Source organism: Acidimicrobiia bacterium, assembly GCA_036271555.1.
GTDB lineage: Bacteria > Actinomycetota > Acidimicrobiia > IMCC26256 > PALSA-610 > DATBAK01.
The window spans coordinates 1-19,308 of record DATBAK010000031.1 but is presented as its reverse complement, the minus strand read 5'-3'; the positions used below and the strand labels follow the sequence as shown (position 1 = coordinate 19,308).

The following is a 19,308-nucleotide window of genomic DNA, read 5'->3' as shown; positions in this document are numbered from 1 at the left end:
GACGACCTGCCCGCGGTGTGGGACGCGAAGTTCGCGTCGCTCGGCGCGGACCTCGAGCGCGACGGCATCGGGCGCGCGGTTTTCGTGTCGCCGTTCCGGGCGACCGTTCCCGGGACCGACACGTACACCGACCAGCTGTGGTGATGCGCGTCCTCGTCGTCGGAGCCGGCGGTGTCGGCTCCGCGATCGCGGTGGCGGCGCAGCGGCGCGACTTCTTCGAACATCTCGTCGTCGCCGACATCGACGCGCGCCGCGCGCAGACGGCCGTCGACAAGTTGCCCGCAGACGCGCGCTTCGAGGCGGCGACCGTCGACGCGTCCGACCCGTCGGCCATCGCCGAGCTGGCGCGCGCCTCGCGCGCGACGGTGATCGTGAACGCGTGCGATCCGCGCTTCAACCCGCCCATCTTCGACGCCGCCTTCGACACCGGTTGCACCTATCTCGACATGGCGATGCACCTGTCGGAACCCGATCCCAACGACCCGTTCGTCAAGACCGGCGTGAAGCTCGGCGACGCGCAGTTCGCGGTCGCATCACAGTGGGAGGAACGCGGGTTGCTCGCGCTCGTCGGCATCGGGACCGAGCCCGGGTTCTCCGACGTCGCGGCGCGCTACGCGGCCGACCACCTGTTCGACACGATCGACGAAGTGGGCGTGCGCGACGGCGCCAACCTCGTGATCGAGGGCTACGCGTTCGCGCCGACGTTCTCGATCTGGACGACGATCGAGGAGTGTCTGAACCCGCCGGTCATCTGGGAGCGCGAGCGCGGCTGGTTCACCACCGAGCCGTTCTCCGAACCCGAGACGTTCGACTTCCCCGCGGGCATCGGTCCGATCGAGTGCGTGAACGTCGAGCACGAAGAGGTGTTGCTCGTACCGCGCTGGATCGACTGCGCCCGCGCGACGTTCAAGTACGGGCTGGGTGACGAGTTCATCGAGGTGCTGCGCGTCCTGCACAAGACCGGGCTCGACTCGAAGCAGCCCGTGACCGTGCGCGGAACGGCGGTGGCGCCGCGCGACGTCGTCGCCGCCGCGCTCCCCGATCCGGCGACGCTCGGCGACCGCATGCGTGGGCGCACGTGCGCGGGCACGTGGGTGCGCGGCACCGGCCGCGACGGCTCGCCGCGCTCGACCTACCTGTATCACGTCGCCGACGCGGCGGAGACGATGGCGAAGCACGGCACGCAGCCCGTCGTGTGGCAGACCGCGATCAATCCGGTGCTCGCGCTCGAGCTGCTCGCGAACGGCGCCTGGCAGGGGGCGGGTGTGCTCGGACCGGAGGCGTTCGACGCGGTGCCGTTCCTCGACCTCATGCGCGACGCCGGCGAGCCATGGGAGCAGACCGAGCTCTCTGTCTGAGTCGGGGCACGCCGCGGTTTGGCGACCCACCCGGTCGGGAACGGCTCTCCGGTCGCGCCGGGCTCGGCGCCGGGGGAGGTCGCAGATGCTCGGGTTCCGGAAGCTCGCGGTCGGCGTGCTGGCAATCGGGACGGCGACGATCGGGCTCCTCGCCGCGCCGTCGGCCGGCGCCGCCGCGCACTACCCGGTCCCGTACGACTTCGGCGCGGGCATCGTCGCCGAGTCGCTGCATCCCGGAGCGGTGCCGCCCGGCGCGAACAACTTCTCGTGCCGGCCGAGTGCCGCGCACCCGTATCCGGTCGTGCTGGTGCACGGCACGTTCGGCGACATGACCGACAGCTGGCAGGCGCTCTCGCCGCTCCTCGCGAACGACGGCTTCTGCGTGTTCGCGTTGAACTACGGCGGCGCGGCCGGCAATCCCATCCAGGCGACCGGCGCGATCGAGGACTCCGCCGCCCAGCTCGGCGCGTTCGTCACGTCCGTCCTGCAGGCGACCCACGCGAAGCGCGTCGACATCGTCGGCCACTCGCAGGGCGGCATGATGCCGCGCTACTACATCGACTTCCTCGGTGGCGCGTCGAAGGTGCACGCGCTCGTCGGCCTCGCGCCGTCGAACCACGGCACGACGCTGTTCGGCCTCAGCACGCTCGCGTCGGCGTTCGGGAGCGGCGCCGGCGCGATTCCCGGGTGTGCCGCGTGCTCCGAGCAGATGGCCGGGTCCGCGTTCCTCGCGCACCTCGACGCGGGGAGCGAGACGCGCCCGCACGTCGCCTACACCGTGATCGAGACGAAGTACGACGACGTGGTGACTCCGTACACCTCCGCGTTCCTGAACGGACCGGGCGTCACGAACATCACGGTGCAGGACCAGTGCCCGATCGACTTCGGCGACCACCTCGCGATCATCTACGACCGGGTCGCGCTCGCCGACGTCGTGAACGCGCTCGACCCCGCGCACGCCACGCCGCCACCCTGCGTCCCCGTGGCGCCGGGAATCGGCGGCTGAATTTCTGGTCGCGCGCGCTGCGCTCGCCGCTGCGTGACGCGGGATGGGAGTGGGCGGGCCACGCTGATCGCTCCGCCCGCGGGCTCAGCCGATCACGGTTGTCCGCCGCCGCGTGACGAATGTCACGGCCTCGACTGTCACACCGCCGCCGTATCGTCGGTCATCCTGACGGAGCGATGAGCTTCGCCCGCCGCGGCGGTCGGACCTCGTGACGTTCCCCCCACTCCGTTCACGAGACAGGGCTGACGCGCATGCTGAGTCGAACCGCTGCTTGGTGCTATCGCCGCCGCCGGACCGTCGTCGCGGTCTGGCTCGTCGCGCTGATCGGCATCAGCGTCCTCGGGCAGACGGCCGGGGGCGACCTGCTGAAGACGTTCTCGCTACCGGGCAGTCAGTCGCAAAAGGCGTTCGACGTCCTGGGCAAGGAGTTCCAGCGCAAGGGCGACACCGGCGACCTCGTCTTCGAGTCCACCGGGTCCGGCGGCGTCCGCGCGGCATCGGTGCAGGCCGCGATCGACCCGGTGATGGCGAAGATCCGCACCGAGCCGCACGTGGTGTCGGTCACGAGCCCGTACACGCCGGCCGGCGCGCGCTTCGTCTCGCACAGCGGCACGATCGCGTACGCGGAGATCCTGTTCGACGTGCAGGCGAACGACGTTCCGGTCGATCTCGCGAAGCACATGCGCACGATCGCGAAGGACGCGAACACGGGCTCGCTGAAGGTCGAGCTGGGCGGATCGATGTTCACCGACCAGACGCAACCCGCGAGCGAGGCGATCGGCATCCTCGCGGCCGTGCTGATCCTGCTGCTCGCGTTCGGATCGCTGCTCGCGATGGGCCTACCGATCATGACCGCGCTCTTCGGCATCGGCATCGGGCTCGCGGGCGTGAACCTGCTCGCGCGCTTCCTCGACGTTCCGTCGTTCGCGCCGCAGGTCACCGCGATGATCGGTATCGGTGTCGGCATCGACTACGCGTTGTTCATCGCGACGCGCTACCGGGAGCGATTGCACGAAGGCGCGGATCCCGAAGAAGCCGTGGTACACGCGCTCGACACGAGCGGGCGCGCGGTGCTCTTCGCCGGCGGCACCGTTGTGATCTCGCTGCTCGGTCTCTTCCTGATCGGCGTGTCGTTCATCCGCGGGCTCGCGATCGGCGCCTCGCTCGCGGTGCTCTTCGTGATGGCCGCGGCGGTCACGCTGCTCCCCGCGGTGCTCGGCTTCGTCGGCCACACGATCGACAAGCTCGCGCTGCCGAGCGCGCGGAAGCCGCGGCCGGCCGAGCAGAGCTTCTGGGCGCGCTGGAGCCGCGCACTGCAGGCACGGCCGTGGACCGCGGCGATCACGGGCCTGCTGATCCTCGTCGTGCTCGCGATCCCGTTCTTCTCCCTGCGGCTCGGTGTCGCCGACGCCGGCAACGACCCGACCAAGCTCACGACGCGGCGCGCCTACGACCTGCTGAGCCAGGGATTCGGTCCCGGGTTCAACGGCCCCTTGCTGGTCGCGAGCGAGATCAACGGACCCGACGATCTCGCGGCCGCAGGCAAGCTCGCGACGACGATCGCGCACGACTCGGATGTCGCGCAGGTGAGCCCGCCGATCGCGAGTCCCAACGGCAAGGGCGTGCTGCTCCAGGTCGTGCCCAAGCATTCGCCGCAGGACGCGAGCACCACCGAGCTCGTGCACCGGCTCCGCGATCACACGATCCCCGACGCGACGAGTGGCACGAACCTCGACTTCCACGTCGGCGGGCAGACCGCGATCGGCGTCGACCTCGCCGACACGCTCGGTCAGCGGTTGCCGTACATGTTCCTCGCGATCTTGCTGTTCAGCTTCGTGCTGTTGATGCTCGTGTTCCGATCACTGCTCGTGCCGTTGAAGGCCGTGATCATGAACCTGCTGTCGATCGGCGCGTCCTACGGCGTGATCGTCGCGATCTTCCAGTTCGGCTGGCTCAAGAACGTCGTCGGCATCGGGAAGGAAGGCCCGATCGAGGCGTGGGTGCCGATGATGCTGTTCGCGATCGTCTTCGGCCTCTCGATGGACTACGAGGTGTTCCTCCTCAGCCGCATCAAAGAGGAGTACGACCGCGACCACGACAACGCCGCCGCGGTCGCACACGGGCTCGCGAAGACCGCGCGACTCATCACCGCCGCGGCCGCGATCATGATCTGCGTGTTCGCGAGCTTCGTGCTCTCCGACATGCGCGTGCTCAAGCTCATCGGCTTCGGGCTCGCGTTCGCGGTGTTCATCGACGCGACCGTCGTGCGCCTCGTGCTCGTGCCCGCGACGATGGAGCTCCTCGGCGACCGCAACTGGTGGTTCCCGAGCTGGCTCGAGTGGATCCCCCGCATCCATGTCGAGGGCAGCACCACTTCCGCGCCGCCCGCCGCGCCCGAACCGCAGCTCGTCGCCGGCGACTGACCCGCGTCGCGCACGTCCCTCGCCGCGCTCGCGGGCGGGGCGCGTGCAGATCGGGCACGATCGCGCGGTGGACATCGAGATCGAGAGCGGGACCCCGAGGCCCGACGAGACCGCCGCATTGCTCGCCGAGTTGCCGGAGACGAGTACGAGCCCTATGCCCGCACCCGCGCGTTCTACGCGGCGCTCGGCTTCCTCCCGCTGGAGGAGCACTTCAACATCTGGCCGAGCGATGCGTGCCTGGTGATGGTGAAACCGCTGACGTGACGCGGCCGGCGGGTCGCTCCCGCCGAGCCCGTCAGCCCAGAACCGGCTTGCTCGGCGAGAACGACACCGGGATGCGCTTGATCCCGTTGATGAAGTTCGAGCGCAGCCGGTCGTTACGCCCGCCGTACTGGATGTCGGGGACGCGGTCGAGCAGCTCGTTGTAGATCGCGCTCATCTCCATCTTCGCCAAATTCATGCCCAGGCAGAAGTGCGGGCCGCGACCACCGAAGCCGAGGTGGTCGTTGGGTGTGCGCGTGATGTCGAAGCTGAACGGGTCGGCAAAGACGTCCTCGTCGCGGTTCGCCGACGGGTACCAGATCGTCATCTTGTCGCCCTCTTTGATCTTGTGGCCGCGCAGCTCCGTGTCCTGCGTGACCGAGCGACGGAAGTAGATGACGGGGCTCGCCCAGCGCACGACCTCGTCGACCGCACCCGACATCAGCGAGCGGTCCTTCTCGAGCTTCCTCCACTCGTCCGGGTTCTCGAAGAACGCCAGCATCCCGTGGCTGATCGCGTTCCGCGTCGTCTCGTTGCCCGCGACCGTGAGCAGCATGAAGAACAGGTCGAACTCGAGCTCGTCGAGACGCTCACCGTCGACCTCGGCGTTGAGGATCGCCGTGACGATGTCGTCGGTCGGCTTCGCCCGCTTCTCGACCGCGAGGTCGTTCGCGTACGTGAACATCTCGACCTGCGCGTTGGCCACGTCGGCTTCGTCGACGACGTACTCGGGGTCGGTGCTGCCGACCATCGCGTTCGTCCAGTCGAACAGCTTCTTGCGATCGGTCTGCGGCACGCCGAGGATCTCGGCGATCGCCTGCAGCGGCAGCTCCGCGGCGATGTCGTTCACGAAGTCGCACTCACCGCGCTCGCACACCGAGTCGACGATCTCCGTCGCGCGCCGCTTGATCGTGGCTTCGAAGAGCTTCAACACACGCGGCGTGAACGCCGACATCACGATCTTGCGATAACGCGTGTGCTTCGGCGGGTCCATCATCAGCATCATGTTGCCGACACCGAACTCCGGTGCCGCGTCGTTGATCATGATTCCGCCGCCCTCGCGCGACGGCGACTTCTCCGACGAATAGGTCTGCCAGTCGCGCGACACGCTGACGACGTCGTCGTACTTCGTCACGACCCAGAAGCCGTCGCCGTCCATGATCTCGGGCGTCGGCTCGTGGAACCAGACCGGCGCCTCGCGCCGCAGGAGTGTGAACCACTCGTGCGGGAAGCGCTCGGCGAAGCGATCCATGTCGGTGAGGTCGATGTCGGCGAGCGTGGGCTCAGAGGTGGTTGCCACCGTGCCTCCTCGGGCTTTGGGGCGATCTCGTCAAGAGTAGAACGTGTTCTCGCAGCGGTCGTGCGGACCCGCGCCTCAGCCCGCGGCCTTCAACCGCGGGTGCACCTCGGCGGCGAACAACTCGAGGCTCTCCCACGCGAGCTCGGGTGGCAGGCCGCCGGCCAGCGGGTTGAAGGTGAGCGCGCCGGTCGGCGGCACCTTCGCGGCGGCGACGACGATGTCGTCGGGAGTGCCGACGAGGATCTGCGGCGACGCTTGGAGGTCGTCGACGTTCGCGGCGTCGACCATCGGCGTCGAGTGCTGACCCGGCGTCTGGTACGACGCGTACGTCTTCGCCTCGTAGAGCAGGTAATCGCCGATCTGCGACCACGTGCGCTCGGGATCGTGCGTCACGTGCACGAACGTCGGCCCCGTCGGCACCATCACGAAGCCGCCCGTGTAGCCGACCCGTTCCGATTCCTCCTGGTACGCGGTCGTGAGCCGAGGGTCCGTGTTCATCGGCATCATCGGCAACTTCAATCGCGCGGCCCGCCGCGCCGCCGCGGGCGCGCCGCCGCCGACGAGGATCGCCGGGTGCGGCTTCGTCACCGGTGTCGGCGTCACCGTGATCGTGCGGCCTTGCCACTCGAACGGCTCGCCGGTGAGCGCGCGCACGACGACGTCGACGTACTCCTCGAGCGTCGCGCCGCGCGCCGCATGGTCCATGCCCGCCATCGCGAACTCTTCGTGCTTGTAGCCCGCGCCGAAGACGGTCATGAGCCGGCCCGGCGCGGCATTGTCGAGCACCGCGATCTGCTCGGCGATGCGCACCGGGTCGTGCAGCGGCAGGATCGATGCCGACACGAACACAGGGATGCGCTTCGTCGCTCCGAGGATGACGCCCGCGATCGTGAGCGGCGCGGGCAACCAGCCGTCGTCGATGCCGTGATGCTCCGACAGGACCGCGAGGTCCCAGCCCTGCGCGTCGGCCCACCGATACTGCTCGAGCGCGGCCGCGTAGATCTCCTGGCTCGACGCCGGTCCGAACGCGGGCGCCCGGAAGTCGTGCCGCATGGTCAACATCGTCATGACTGTTCGCTCGCTCCTTGTTCACGGTCGCGCTCGCTGCCGCCCGGGATACCCGGGCCGCGGGCGCTCGCCGCTCCTGACGCCTCAGCCACCGGACCGTCCCTGCGGGAACGCACCGTCGTCACGACCCCGCCGGCTGCTCGCACACGAGGTGCGGGCCGATCTCGGAGCCGAACGCCGCGATCTGGTCGCACATCTCGTCGAGGTCGCGCGCGCGCAGACGGATCTGGAGATGGTTGACGCCCATCTCCCCCATCGCGTTGAGCTTGTCGACGATGCGCTGCTGCGTGCCGGACACCGTGTAGTCGGGGAACGCCCACGTCGACTCGCCGACGTACACGTACTCGGCGATGAAGCCGAAGTCGATCGGCACGCCCGGGCGCACCGTGTCGCGGTGCTCGAGCACGTACGCGATGTCGCCGGGCATCTGCTTGCGCGGCGTGCCCTGCGGGATCCAGCCGTCGCCGCGCGCGGCGACGCGCCGCAACGCCGGCTTCCCGGAGCCGCCGATCCACACCGGCGGCCGCGGTTGCTGCACCGGGCGCGGGCGTTGCCCGAGCCCGTGGGCGGGCCAGCGGGGCCCGTCGAGGTCGGGGTACTCGGCGGTCCACGCGGCGACGATGCCGTCGATCGCCTCGTCGAGCAGCGCGCCGCGCTCCGCGAACGACACGCCCAACGCGTCGAACTCGCCTTCGAGATGCCCCGCGCCGACGCCGAGGATCACGCGCCCGCCCGACAGCGCGTCGAGCGTGGCGAACGCCTTGGCGACCTGTAGCGGATGGCGGTACGCGGGCACGTACACGTTCGTCATGAGTCGCGTGCGCGTCGTCGCGGCCGCGAGGTACGACAACGTCGCGACCGGGTCGTACCACTGCGTGCTCATCATCTCGGCCGGCTCGCGCGGCACCGCGACGTGGTCGCACACCGCGACGTAGAAGAAGCCGGCGTCGTCGCACGCCTGCGCGCAGCGCACGAGATCGGCCGGTGTCGCGTCGTTCTCCCACGGCGCGGCGATGCGGACGCTCAACGCCTGCACCGGCAGCTGCAGCCCGTAGACCATCTGACCGTGCGGGACGACCGTGACCGTCGGCCCACCCGTCGACGTGTCGGTGCTCATCCGGGCCAGACCACGCTCTGGAGCTCGCTGTACGCGTGCAGGCCGAACGAGCCGCCGTCGCGACCGACGCCGCTGTACTTCGTGCCGCCGAACGGCGTCTCGTGGTTGCGCTGCACGGTGTTGATCCCGATGTTGCCGGCGCGCAACCGGCGCCCGACCTTCATCGCGCGCGCCGAGTCGCTGCTGAACACGTAGTCGTAGAGGCCGAAATCGCTGTCGTTCGCGATCGCGATGCCTTCCTCGTCGTCGTCGAACGGCACGACGACGATGACGGGACCGAAGATCTCCTCGCGCACGGCCTTCATGTCGGGACGGCAGTTCGCGACCAGCGTGGGCTCGAGGAAGAAGCCCTTCTCGAGGTTCTCCGGACGGCCGCCGCCGGCGACGACCTCGGCGCCTTCCTCACGCGCGGACGCGATGTAGCTCTCGACGCGGTCGCGATGCGCGCCCGTGATGAGCGGACCGACCACGGTCTTCTTGTCGAGCGGGTCGCCGACCTTCAGGAAGCCGGCCATGGCCGCGAGCCCCTGCACGAGCTCGTCGTACTTCGAGCGGTGCACGATCACGCGCGTCGGCGCAGTGCAGATCTGACCCGCGTGGAACGTCCACACCGAGCCGAGCATCGTGACGACGGTCTTGATGTTCGCGTCGTCGAGCACGAGACCGGCGCCCTTGCCGCCGAGCTCGAGCAACAACCGCTTCATCGTGCGCCCGCCGGCCTCGGCGATGCTCGTGCCCACGTTGGTCGACCCCGTGAACGAGATCATGTCGACGTCGCGCGAGTCGACGAGTGCCTGCCCCGACGCGGGCGTCGAACCGGTCACGCAGTTGATGACACCGGGCGGGAAGCCCACGTCCTGGAGGATGCGGCAGAGGTCGATCACCGCGAGCGGGTCCTGCGACGCAGGTCGCACGATCACCGTGTTGCCCATCGCGAGCGCGGGACCGAGCTTGCCGGCCATGTTCACGATCGGGAAGTTGTACGGCGTGATGCCACCGACGACACCGACGGGGATCCGGCGCGCGATCGCACCCATGATCCCGCCCGGCGCGAGCGCGGTGGTCGGCATCTCGGTCGGCGGCAGCGGGATGACCGTCGGCTCCAACGCGCCCTGCGCGTAGCGGTCGAAGCGCACCGCAGCCTGCGGCACCTGCATCGACTTGCCGAGCATCGTGGTGCAGCCGGTCTCGGAGATGACGAGCGGGACGAGCTCGTCGGCGTGCGCACGGATCGCCGCCGCGGCCTTGCGCAGCAGCTCGGCGCGCGCCTCCGGCCTCGTGCGCGACCACGCGGGGAACGCCTCGCGCGCGGCGCGGGCCGCGTCCTCCACCTGCGCGACGGACGCCTCGGGAGCGAGCCCCACGACCTCCTCGGTGGCCGGGTTCACCACTTCGTAGGCGCCGTCGGCGCCCTCGACCCACTCCCCGCCGATGAGCAGTGTGCGGACGTCGGACACGGCAACTCCCCTCGAACCGGCCGGGCTGGTGCGAGGGCGAATAGTAACGCGTTCTATTTTTCTGGTCACGCCCGCAGCGCCGCCGATTGCAGGTTCGTGGGTGGAAGTATCAGACCCGTGAACGGCGACGAACGCTGGGCGGAGGTGCTCGACCTCGTCGACGACGCCGCCAAGCTCGTCGGGCTCGACCCCGACATCCACGGCATGCTGCGCGGGCCGCAGCGGATGCTCGAGGTCAGCGTGCCGGTGCGCCGTGACGACGGCCGCATCGACGTGTTCACGGGCTGGCGGGTGCACCACGACACGACCCGCGGGCCGGCGAAGGGCGGGATCCGCTTCCACCCCGAGCTCGACCGCGCCGAAGTCAGCGCGCTCGCCGCGGGCATGACGTTCAAGACCGCGCTGCTCGACCTGCCGTTCGGCGGCGCGCAGGGCGGTGTGCGCTGCGACCCCGCGACGCTCAGCCTCGGTGAGCTCGAGCGGCTGACGCGCCGCTACACGTGGGAGATCCTCCCGCTGCTCGGTCCCGAGCGCGACGTCCCCGCACCCGACGTCAACACCGACTCGCAGGTGATGGGCTGGCTCATGGACACCGTGTCGCTCGCGCACGGTCGGCAGCTCGCGGCGTCGGTCACCGGGAAGCCGCTCTCGATCGGCGGCACGCAGCAGCACGAGGGCGCGACCGCGGCCGGCGTGCTCATGACCGTGCGCAACACGTTCCATCAGATGGGATTGAAGGTCGCGGGATCGCGCGTGGTGATCCAGGGCTTCGGCACCGTCGGTGCGCCGCTCGCGTTCCTCTTGCACTCGGCCGGCATGCGCGTCGTCGCGACGTGCGACCGCGGTGGCGCCGTGGTCAATCGCGTCGGCCTCGACATTCCCGAGCTGTCGCGGCACGTCGCCGAGACCGGCAGCGTCGCGGACTTCCCGCTCGCCGACACCGTCCCCGCCGACGCGCTCTGGGAAGTTCCGTCGGAGCTCGCGGTGCCCGCCGCGCTCGCGAGCACGATCGACGAATCGGTCGCGCAACGCATCGCGACGCAGGTCGTCGTCGAGGCTGCGAACGGACCGACGACCGCGGGCGCCGACCGCGTGCTCGCGGAACGGGGCATCGTCGTGATCCCCGACATCCTCGCCAACGCGGGCGGCGTCACCGTCTCGTACTTCGAGTGGGCGCAGAACCGTCAAGGCGTCGCGTGGGAGCAGAGCGTCGCGTCGGATCGGTTCGCGCGTTACCTCGAGGAGGCGTTCCTCGCGATGTGGGCGCGCAGCGAGGCGCTCGGGGTGTCGCTGCGCCGCGCCGCGTACGCCGTCGCGGTCGAGCGCGTCGGCGAAGGCATCGCCGCGCGCGGCCTCTGGCCCTAGCTGCGGATCGGGTCTACTCTCCCGCCCGCGGGCGGCCGCAATGGTGGGGAATGTGGGGGTGGCCGAATGACAGCGACCGAGAACGACTCGTCGCGCGCGTCCTGGCTCGACAAGGTGTTGCTGCGCATTCGCGGCCCCAAGCGGTCGTCGCGCATTCTCATCGTCGCAGTTGCGCTCGCGGCGATCGTCGTCGGGCTCTTCATCACCCGCCCGACCGACCACGAGCCGAACCCGGTGCGCCTCGAGATGGCGGGCGACCGCGGCACGCTCGACGCGATCTTCGCGGGTCACGGCCCCGCGCTCGGCGGGAGCGCGACGCCGTTGAAATGCGAGAAAGAGGCGACGAGCAGCGACGACCGTGAGCTCAGCGTCAAGACCTCGCACACGACCGAGACGCCCGCGGGGTCGACGTCTCGCAAGTTCGAAGCGTCGCTGAAGACCAACTCGTCGGCGACGACGACCGACTCGAGCTCGTGTCCGAAGCCGCGTCCATCGAAGCCGGTGCCGGCCAACGTCGACCCGTGTAAGGGTCCCGCAGGCCAGGCGCGGGAGGCGTGCTGGCGAAAGCACGCGCGCGACGACGTCGACCGCGACTGGATCTTCATCGCCCTGTACGGGCTCGCCGGTCTCGCGGTGTGCTCCCTCGGTGGCCTGCGCGCGCGCACCGGCTCCGCTCGCGCGTTCTTGTTCGGCGGCGCGGCCGCGGCGGTCGCCGCCGCGCTCTTCGACATCGCGGAGGACATCTTCCTGATCCACGCGCTCGATCATCCGGCGTCGACACGATGGCCCCTGTTGACGACGATGGCGGCGACGGTGAAATGGAGTCTCGTCGTCGTCTTCGCGATTGCGTTCGTGCTCGCCGTCGTGACGCTGTTGCGTTCGGACGCGGATCGACGCGACCGGGTGACCTCGCGGCGTCCGCGCATGCGTCGACGCGACGGCCTGACCTCGCAGCCTCCGGGCACGCCTCGACACGGCGTCGACATCCCTGCTCTCGATCGGTGCGAGCGCTACGACGTGCAGGGTCAGACGAAGGACGATCACGGCAAGATCGGCGTCTGCTTCTCCGGCGGCGGTATTCGCAGCGCGTCGTTCTCGCTGGGCGTGATGCAGCGCCTGCAGGAGCCGGCCGCCCACATGAAGAAGTCACTCTTCTCACGCGCGCGCTATCTCAGCGCGGTGAGCGGCGGCGGCTACATCGCGGGCGCGGCGCAGCTGCACCAGTCGCTGGATCCGAATCACGCGCTGCCGTTTCGACCCGGCTCGGCGGAAGAGGACCACCTCCGCCGGCACGGCAACTACCTCGCGGACGGCGCGGGCGAATGGGCGAACGCGATCGGACAGCTGCTCGGGAAGCTGCTCGGCAACCTCATCCTGATCACGCTCGCGGTGATCGTCGCCGCGCAGCCACTCGGCTGGCTCGGCCGGTTCTTCCTCGGCGCCCAGCAGACCTCCGTCGACCCGCTCGTCGGGTCGTGGCCGTCGATCCCGATGTACGCCGTCGCCGCGATCGCGATCCTCGGTCTCCCCGCGCTCGTGCTCGCCACCGCCCACCGGGGCCACGCGCTGCCGCGCGCCGGCGGGAAGCAGTTGGCGGCGCGACGCTCAGGCCTCGCGGTCTCGATCGCGATCGGCTTCGGTCTCGCCGCCGGCTTTCTCGCGCTGACGGCGGTCGTGCTTCCGCTGCTCAACTCGCTCGGGCACTGGATCGCGGGGGCCCTGGGTCATCCGACGGGCGCAGTCGCGGCCGCGTGGCCGACCGCGATCGTCGCCGCCTTGCTCGGCAAGGTGAACATCAACGCGCTCGGCCGCGAGACGACCGGCGGCGCCGCGCCCGCCGACCCCACGGCGACGAAGCCGAAGGCCACCGGCGTCGCGCAGTATTGGGAGAAGGGACTCGCGGAGCTCGTCGCCGGCCCGGCCATCGTCCTCGCAGTCCTTGCCTACGTCACCGCATTCGCGGCGCAGGCGCGGTCGGGGGGCGCGCGCGGCACGTTCGTCCGCGTCGGCGGCTGGGCCGCCGACAGTCTGCTCATCACCGCAGTCGGCCTTGCGATCGTGCTCGTCGCGGTGTTCTCGATCGACGCGGTCAACTGGTCGATGCACCGTTTCTACAAGCGTCGCCTCTGGTCGGCATTCACGTATGACCACGACGACCACGACGACGACGATCACGACGACGCACGGCGCTGGTCGACTCCGACGAGATTGTCGAGTCACGCAACGCGCATCGACGGCCGACCGGAGCTCGTGCTGTGTGGCGCCGCACAGGTCTCGGGTCCCGACGTCGCGCCACCCGGTCACCGTGCGGTGTCTTGGACCTTCACCTCGGAGTGGATCGGCGGTCCCGAGATCGGGTGGTGTGCGACCTCGGCCATGGAGGACGCGCTCGCCAAGCGGCACTGGGACGGCGACGTGTCGATGTTCGGCGCGATCGCGATCTGCGGCGCCGCGTTCGGCTCGGCGATGGGCCGCCAGAGCATGGGCACGCTGAACTCGGTGTTCGCGATCACGAACGCGCGGCTCGGTGTGTGGCTTCCGAACCCGAGGGATGTCGAGAGCGAGGACTTCCCTCCCGGGCGTTTCTGGCAGAGCCGCCGCGACCTCCGGTATTGGATCCACGAGATCTTCGGGCGCTACTCGCCGCGCGGTCGCTTCGTCCTCGTTTCCGACGGCGGGCACTACGAGAATCTCGGACTCGTCGAGCTGTTCCGCCGCCGGTGCATGAACATCGTGTGCGTCGACGCGTCGGGCGACGCGTCCGGCGCGCTCACGACGGTCGCGCAAGCCATCCGACTCGCGCAGCAGGAGCTCGGCGTCACGTTCGAACTTCCGTCGAAGGCCGCGCCACCGTCTGACGACGACAAGAAGAAGGACGCGACGAAGAAGACGGTCGAGAAGCACGAGTCGATCACCGTGCACGAGACGATCGAGCGACACGACGCGAGCGAGACGCACGATTCGACGTCCACGCGCGACTCACGAGCGACGCACGACAAAGCGGCCACCGCCGAGCCGGAACCGAACGCATGGGACAACGCGCCGGGCGGCGGGAAGCTCACGCAACCGCCGGACGCGGTCGTCAAGGCCGTCGCCGAGCGCGTCGCGAAGCATGCGGTGACGACGATCAAGTTCAGCTACCCGCCCGAAGCCGGGATGACGGGCGACGAGCAAGGCACGCTCGTCATCGGGCGCGCGGTGCTCGATCCGACGACGCCGCTCGACGTCGTGAGCTACGCGGTCGGCAACGGCAGCTTCCCCAACGACTCGACCGGCGACCAGTGGTTCGACGCCGATCAGTTCGACGACTACCGCATCCTCGGGTACCACCTCGGCGGACAGATCAACGCGCTGACCGCCGACTGGCGGTAGCTACGGCTCGAAGTCGAGCTGCAACATCTTGATCGCGTTGCCGCGGACGAGCTTGCGGATCGTGTCGTCGTCGAGGCCGGCCATCAACCGCTGCGCGACCTTCTCCGTGTCGGGCCACGTCGAGTCGCTGTGGGGATAGTCGGTCTCGAAGGTCACGTTGTCGACGCCGACCGACTCGAGCGACTGCAAACCGTGGGGGTCGTCGAAGAAGCAGCCGTAGACATGGTCCTTGTAGTACTCCGACGGCGGCTTCAACACCTTGTCGGCGACGCCGCCCCACCCGCGGTTGTCCTCCCACACCTTGTCGGCGCGCTCGAGGACGTAGGGGATCCAGCCGATCTGACCTTCGGAGTACGCGACGACGAGGTCGGGGAACTTCTCGAACACACCCGACATGAGGTAGTCGGTGAGCGACATCGCCGCGTTCATGTAGGTGAGCGTCGAGCCGACCGCAGCGGGCGCGTCGACCGACGTCGACGGCATCTTCGACGACGAGCCGATGTGCATCGACACGACGGTGCCGGTCTCCGCGCAGGCGCGGAAGAACGGGTCCCAGTAGCCCTCGGCGTCGTGCACCGACGGCAGCCCGAGGAACGGCGGGATCTCGCTGAAGCAGACCGAGCGACCGCCGCGCGCCGCGCTGCGTCGCACCTCCGCGGCCGCGAGCTCGGCGTCCCACAGCTGCACGATCGGGAGCGGGATCAGACGGCCGCCGGTGCCCGCGCACCACTCGTCGAACATCCAGTCGTTGTAGGCCTTCACGCAGAGATCCGCGAGCTCCTTGTCGCGCCGCTCGAGGAACGTCTGCCCGCAGAAGCGCGGGAAGCTCGGGAACGCGAGCGACGCCTCGACGTGGTTCACGTCCATGTCCTCGAGCCGCTCCTTCTGCTTCCAGCAGCCGGGGCGCATGTCGTCCATCGTGATCGGCGAGACGGTGATCTCGTCACGCGGGTAGCCCGCCGCGGCCGAGAGCCGCGTGAGCGGCGAACGCAGGTCCTCGCAGTGCCACCAGTCGCACCACGTGCCGTCTTCGTCGGGACCGGCCTCTTCGTACGAGAACACACCGCCGACGAAGCTCATCGACTTCGTCTTGCTGCGCACGAGCTTCGGACCCTGCTCCTTGAACTTCTCCGGGAGCCGGTCCTGCCACACGTTCGCGGGCTCGATCACATGGTCGTCGACCGAGATGATCGGCGGGATCGTGGGCAGATCGTTCGTCGCGTTCGCCATGGGATCGAGCTTAGACCTGACGATCCGTCAGGTTTCCTGGGCGCCGCCGCCCCACGCCTCGACGATCGCGGCGGTCGTCGTGAGCGTGGCGAGGAGCGAGAGCGTGTTGTCGATCACCGCGGCCGCGTACTCGGACGGCACCCCCGCGATCGCGTCGCGCGGCAGCACGATCTGGTAGCCCCAGTTCACCGCGTCGAACGACAGGCTCGTGATGCCGATGTTCACCGACACGCCGACGCCGACGATCGTGCGCACACCGAGGTTGCGCAGCATCGGGTCGAGCTGCGTGCCCGTCATCGGGCCGACGCCGTGATGGCGCGGCAACACGATGTCGCCGGGCTCGACGCCGATCGCTTCGGGCACGCTCACCGCGTCGGTGCCGGGCGCGATCTTCACGGGCGACTTCTCGATGCCGACGAACAGCCGCGCGTTGCGGTTGCGACCCTGTCCGTCGGCGCGCATCTCCGCGGTGCAATGGAACACGGGGACCTTTGCTCGACGTGCGGCGCTCGCGAGACGCGCGCAGTTGCCGACGAGGTCGACGGCGGCCGCGGCCTCCGCGAGCGCGGGCAGCGCCGACGGCGTGCCGACCACGCCGTTCTGCACCTCCTGCAAGACGAGCGCGGTGTGCTGCGGCGCGACGAGCGCACGGAGATCGAGCGGCACTGTGCTTAGGCTCCCGCTCGCTGCGCTCGCCGCTCGGCGACGCGAGATGGGAGCGACCGAGGTCGCTCGCTCGCTTCGCTCGCCGCTCGTGCCGTTTGCACCGTCATTCCTCCACGAAGTTCGCGGCGGCGCCGGTGCGCAACGGCTCTTTCGTGATCTTTCCCGACGCGTTGCGCGGGAGCGGCTCGCTGCGGATCTCCCATTGCGTCGGCACCTTGTAGTACGAGATCGCGGCGGCGGTGAACGCGTGGAGGTCCTCGACGGTGAGCGCGCGGTCGGCGCGCGGCACGACGACGGCCTTCACCGCCTGACCGAACTCGGCGTCGTCGACACCGAACACCGCGACCTCGGCGACGTCGGGATGGTCTTCGATCGCCTTCTCGACCTCGATCGGATACACGTTCTCCGCGCCGCGCAGGATCAGATCGCGGCGACGCGACGAGAGATAGAGACGGCCGTCGTCGAGATGGCCGATGTCGCCGGTTCGCAGCCAGCGGCCGGGACCGATCGTGGCGTCAGTCGCTGCTGCATTGCGCCAGTAGCCGAGCATCACGCCGGGCGAGCGAATGCACACCTCGCCCTCCGCGCCTGCGGGCAACGGCTCACCGGTGTCGAAGTCGCGGATCTCGAGCTGCACCGTCGGCAGCGGTTTGCCGCACGACAGTGGATGGTCGATGAGCTCCTGCCCCGAGCACACGGTCGCGAGCGCGGTGCATTCGGTGAGGCCGTAGCCGAGTCCCATCGAGCCGCCCGCGTTCGGGAACACCTCGCGCGTTCTCCGTTGCAGGCTCGGCGACACCGGCGATCCCCCACCGCCGATCTGCCGCAGCGACGACAGGTCGTACTTCGCGATGTCGGGATGGTTCACCATGCGGTGCAGCACGGTTTCGGTGATGCTCCAACCGGTGCAGCGCTCCTGCTCGATGATGCGCGCCGCGGTCATCGGATCGAAGCGGCCGGTGAGCCAGACCGAGCGCACGCCGGTCGCCATGAACGCGACCGCGCCCGTGTGCAGCCCCGACACGTGGAAGAGCGGGCTCGTCATCAGCTGACAGGTCGGGAGCGCGCCCGCGGGCGGCGGCTTGGCCATGAAGCCGCGCGCGCCGTGGAAGAAGCTCATCGCGAGCAGCGCGCCGATGTTGCCGTGCGTGTGCACCGCGCCCTTCGGGCGGCCGGTCGTACCCGACGTGTAGAGGATCAGCGTCGGATCGTCCTCGTGGATCTCGGTGTCGGGCAGCTCGGCGTGCGTATCTGCGTGCCAGAGCGCGTCGAACCCGGTCTCCATCTCGACGACGGGCACGCCGGGGTCGGCGCCTTCGAGCCGTGCGAGCCGGCGAGCGTCGGCGACGAGCAGCTTCGGATCGCTGTCACCGACGCCGTACTTGATCTCCGGTCCGGTCGACCACCCGTTCAGCCCGACCGCGATCGCGCCGAGGCTGATCGCGGCCCAGAACGTGACGATCCACTCGGGCGAGTTCGCGCCGAGGATCGCGACGCGGTCGCCCTTGGCGACGCCGTACTCCTCGCGCAGCACCGCCGCGGTCGACGCGACGAGGCGTTCGTGCTCCGCGTAGGTGAACCGCCGCCACGTGTCGCCGTCGGTGAACGCGATGTACTCGTTGGCGCCGAAGTTGCGCGCGTTCTCCAGCAGGTTGCGGAGGTTGCGCGTGCGGTTCTTGAAGACCGTCATCGGTTCGCCGAACGCGTTGCCGGCTTCGAGCTCGAACGGCCCGCCCGGCCCCAACAGCTGCCGCTCGATCTCGGTCGACTCGGGCGGTAGGAGGTCGGCGGCACTCATGCGGCTGCGACCTCCGGTGCTCGATCCTGACGGTGCCCGCGCGAGTGGGGGCCCTCCGCACGTGCGGTCTGCGCCTGACTCGTCATCGGGTGCGCACGATAGCGATCTAGCCTGCGGGCCGGTCCAGGCGGGGGTGATGCCGTGAGCGCGAGCCGGAAGGTCGAGTTCGGCATCTACGTGCCGCAGCTCGGCTTCGACTATTCGCAGATCCGCGAGCGCGCCGACGCGTGCGAGGCGCTCGGCTTCCACTCGATCTGGTTCTTCGACCACTTGTACGGACCGGAGCTCCCCGACCTCCCCGCGCTCGAAGGCTGGACGCTCGCAACCGCCGTGCTCGCGCAGACGACGCGGCTGCGGGTCGGCCACCTCGTGCTGTCGGCGACGTTCCGCCATCCCGCGCTGCTCGCCAAGATGGCGACGACGCTCGACGTGATCTCGGGCGGACGGCTCGAGCTCGGGCTCGGCAGCGGCTCCTACCCGGCCGAGCACGAGCGCGCCGCGATGGCGTGGGGCACGCTCGCCGAGCGCACCGAGCTGCTGGCGGAGACATTGGAGATCGTGACGCGCGGGTTCGAATCGGAGTCGGTGACGACCGACGGGCCGCGCTTTCCGCTGCGCGACTTTCCCGTGCGGCCGCCGGCGGTACAGCAGCCGCGGCCGCCGATCCACGTCGGCGGCGCGGGCGAGAAGCGGACGTTGCCGTTGGTCGCGCGCTACGCCGACGTGTGGAACTGCCCCACGTACGCGCTCGCCGAGCTCGACACGAAGCGCGCGGCCTTGGCTCGTGAATGCGCGGCGATCGGTCGCGACCCTGAGTCGATCCGCTTGTCGATCGAGGCGGTGATGGTGCTCGCGGCCGACGACACCGCGCTCGCCGACGCGCAGGC

At 69.7% G+C, this 19,308-nt stretch carries 13 protein-coding genes; 6 read left to right on the top strand and 7 right to left on the bottom strand.

What is annotated here, in order from left to right:
- The first annotated feature begins 143 nt into the window (after positions 1 to 143).
- The 3 genes from VH914_09080 to VH914_09070 all read left to right on the top strand — a co-directional run bounded on the left by VH914_09080 (position 144) and on the right by VH914_09070 (position 4,787).
- On the top strand, positions 144 to 1,358 hold the full coding sequence (locus VH914_09080) for a saccharopine dehydrogenase C-terminal domain-containing protein (protein HEX4491341.1): 1,215 nt from the start codon (positions 144 to 146) through the stop codon (positions 1,356 to 1,358).
- 85 nt (positions 1,359 to 1,443) lie between these two features.
- A complete protein-coding gene (locus tag VH914_09075; GenBank protein ID HEX4491340.1) occupies positions 1,444 to 2,364 on the top strand; it encodes an alpha/beta fold hydrolase in 921 nt (306 codons plus the stop codon).
- Positions 2,365 to 2,615: 251 nt separating this feature from the next.
- Positions 2,616 to 4,787 carry an MMPL family transporter gene (locus tag VH914_09070; GenBank protein HEX4491339.1) on the top strand — a complete coding sequence of 724 codons (2,172 nt, stop codon included), beginning with the start codon at positions 2,616 to 2,618 and terminating at the stop codon, positions 4,785 to 4,787.
- A gap of 295 nt (positions 4,788 to 5,082) precedes the next feature.
- Here the strand turns inward: VH914_09070 and VH914_09065 are convergent, their stop codons facing one another.
- From VH914_09065 to VH914_09050, 4 genes are all read right to left on the bottom strand, one after another.
- Positions 5,083 to 6,348, bottom strand: coding sequence for a cytochrome P450 (locus tag VH914_09065; protein ID HEX4491338.1), 1,266 nt, complete (start codon positions 6,346 to 6,348; stop codon positions 5,083 to 5,085).
- 75 nt (positions 6,349 to 6,423) lie between these two features.
- Positions 6,424 to 7,416: an LLM class flavin-dependent oxidoreductase gene (locus VH914_09060; protein HEX4491337.1), complete on the bottom strand. Its 993-nt coding sequence runs from the start codon at positions 7,414 to 7,416 to the stop codon at positions 6,424 to 6,426.
- Positions 7,417 to 7,537: 121 nt separating this feature from the next.
- Positions 7,538 to 8,533 (bottom strand): TIGR03619 family F420-dependent LLM class oxidoreductase, encoded by a 996-nt coding sequence (locus VH914_09055; protein ID HEX4491336.1) that lies wholly within the window; start codon positions 8,531 to 8,533, stop codon positions 7,538 to 7,540.
- On the bottom strand, positions 8,530 to 9,990 hold the full coding sequence (locus VH914_09050; protein HEX4491335.1) for an aldehyde dehydrogenase family protein: 1,461 nt from the start codon (positions 9,988 to 9,990) through the stop codon (positions 8,530 to 8,532). Before VH914_09050 ends, VH914_09055 begins: the two co-directional genes overlap by 4 nt.
- Before the next feature lie 117 nt (positions 9,991 to 10,107).
- Here VH914_09050 and VH914_09045 point away from each other — a divergent pair, with 117 nt between their 5' ends.
- Both VH914_09045 and VH914_09040 read left to right on the top strand, forming a co-directional pair.
- On the top strand, positions 10,108 to 11,355 hold the full coding sequence (locus tag VH914_09045) for a Glu/Leu/Phe/Val dehydrogenase (GenBank protein HEX4491334.1): 1,248 nt from the start codon (positions 10,108 to 10,110) through the stop codon (positions 11,353 to 11,355).
- Between the two features lie 66 nt (positions 11,356 to 11,421).
- On the top strand, positions 11,422 to 14,727 hold the full coding sequence (locus tag VH914_09040) for a hypothetical protein (protein ID HEX4491333.1): 3,306 nt from the start codon (positions 11,422 to 11,424) through the stop codon (positions 14,725 to 14,727).
- On the opposite strand, the gene VH914_09035 is transcribed toward VH914_09040, so the two are convergent.
- The 3 genes from VH914_09035 to VH914_09025 all read right to left on the bottom strand — a co-directional run bounded on the left by VH914_09035 (position 14,728) and on the right by VH914_09025 (position 18,421).
- Complete coding sequence (locus tag VH914_09035) at positions 14,728 to 15,957, bottom strand: amidohydrolase family protein (protein HEX4491332.1); 1,230 nt, start codon at positions 15,955 to 15,957, stop codon at positions 14,728 to 14,730.
- 27 nt (positions 15,958 to 15,984) lie between these two features.
- Positions 15,985 to 16,623, bottom strand: a complete 639-nt coding sequence (locus tag VH914_09030) for an isochorismatase family protein (GenBank protein HEX4491331.1) — start codon at positions 16,621 to 16,623, stop codon at positions 15,985 to 15,987.
- A 103-nt stretch (positions 16,624 to 16,726) separates the two neighbouring features.
- Entirely contained in the window at positions 16,727 to 18,421 is a 1,695-nt protein-coding gene (locus VH914_09025; protein ID HEX4491330.1) for a class I adenylate-forming enzyme family protein, read from the bottom strand.
- Positions 18,422 to 18,562: 141 nt separating this feature from the next.
- Here VH914_09025 and VH914_09020 point away from each other — a divergent pair.
- Positions 18,563 to 19,308 (top strand): LLM class flavin-dependent oxidoreductase (locus VH914_09020; GenBank protein HEX4491329.1); only part of this gene is annotated, 746 nt, incomplete at its 3' end.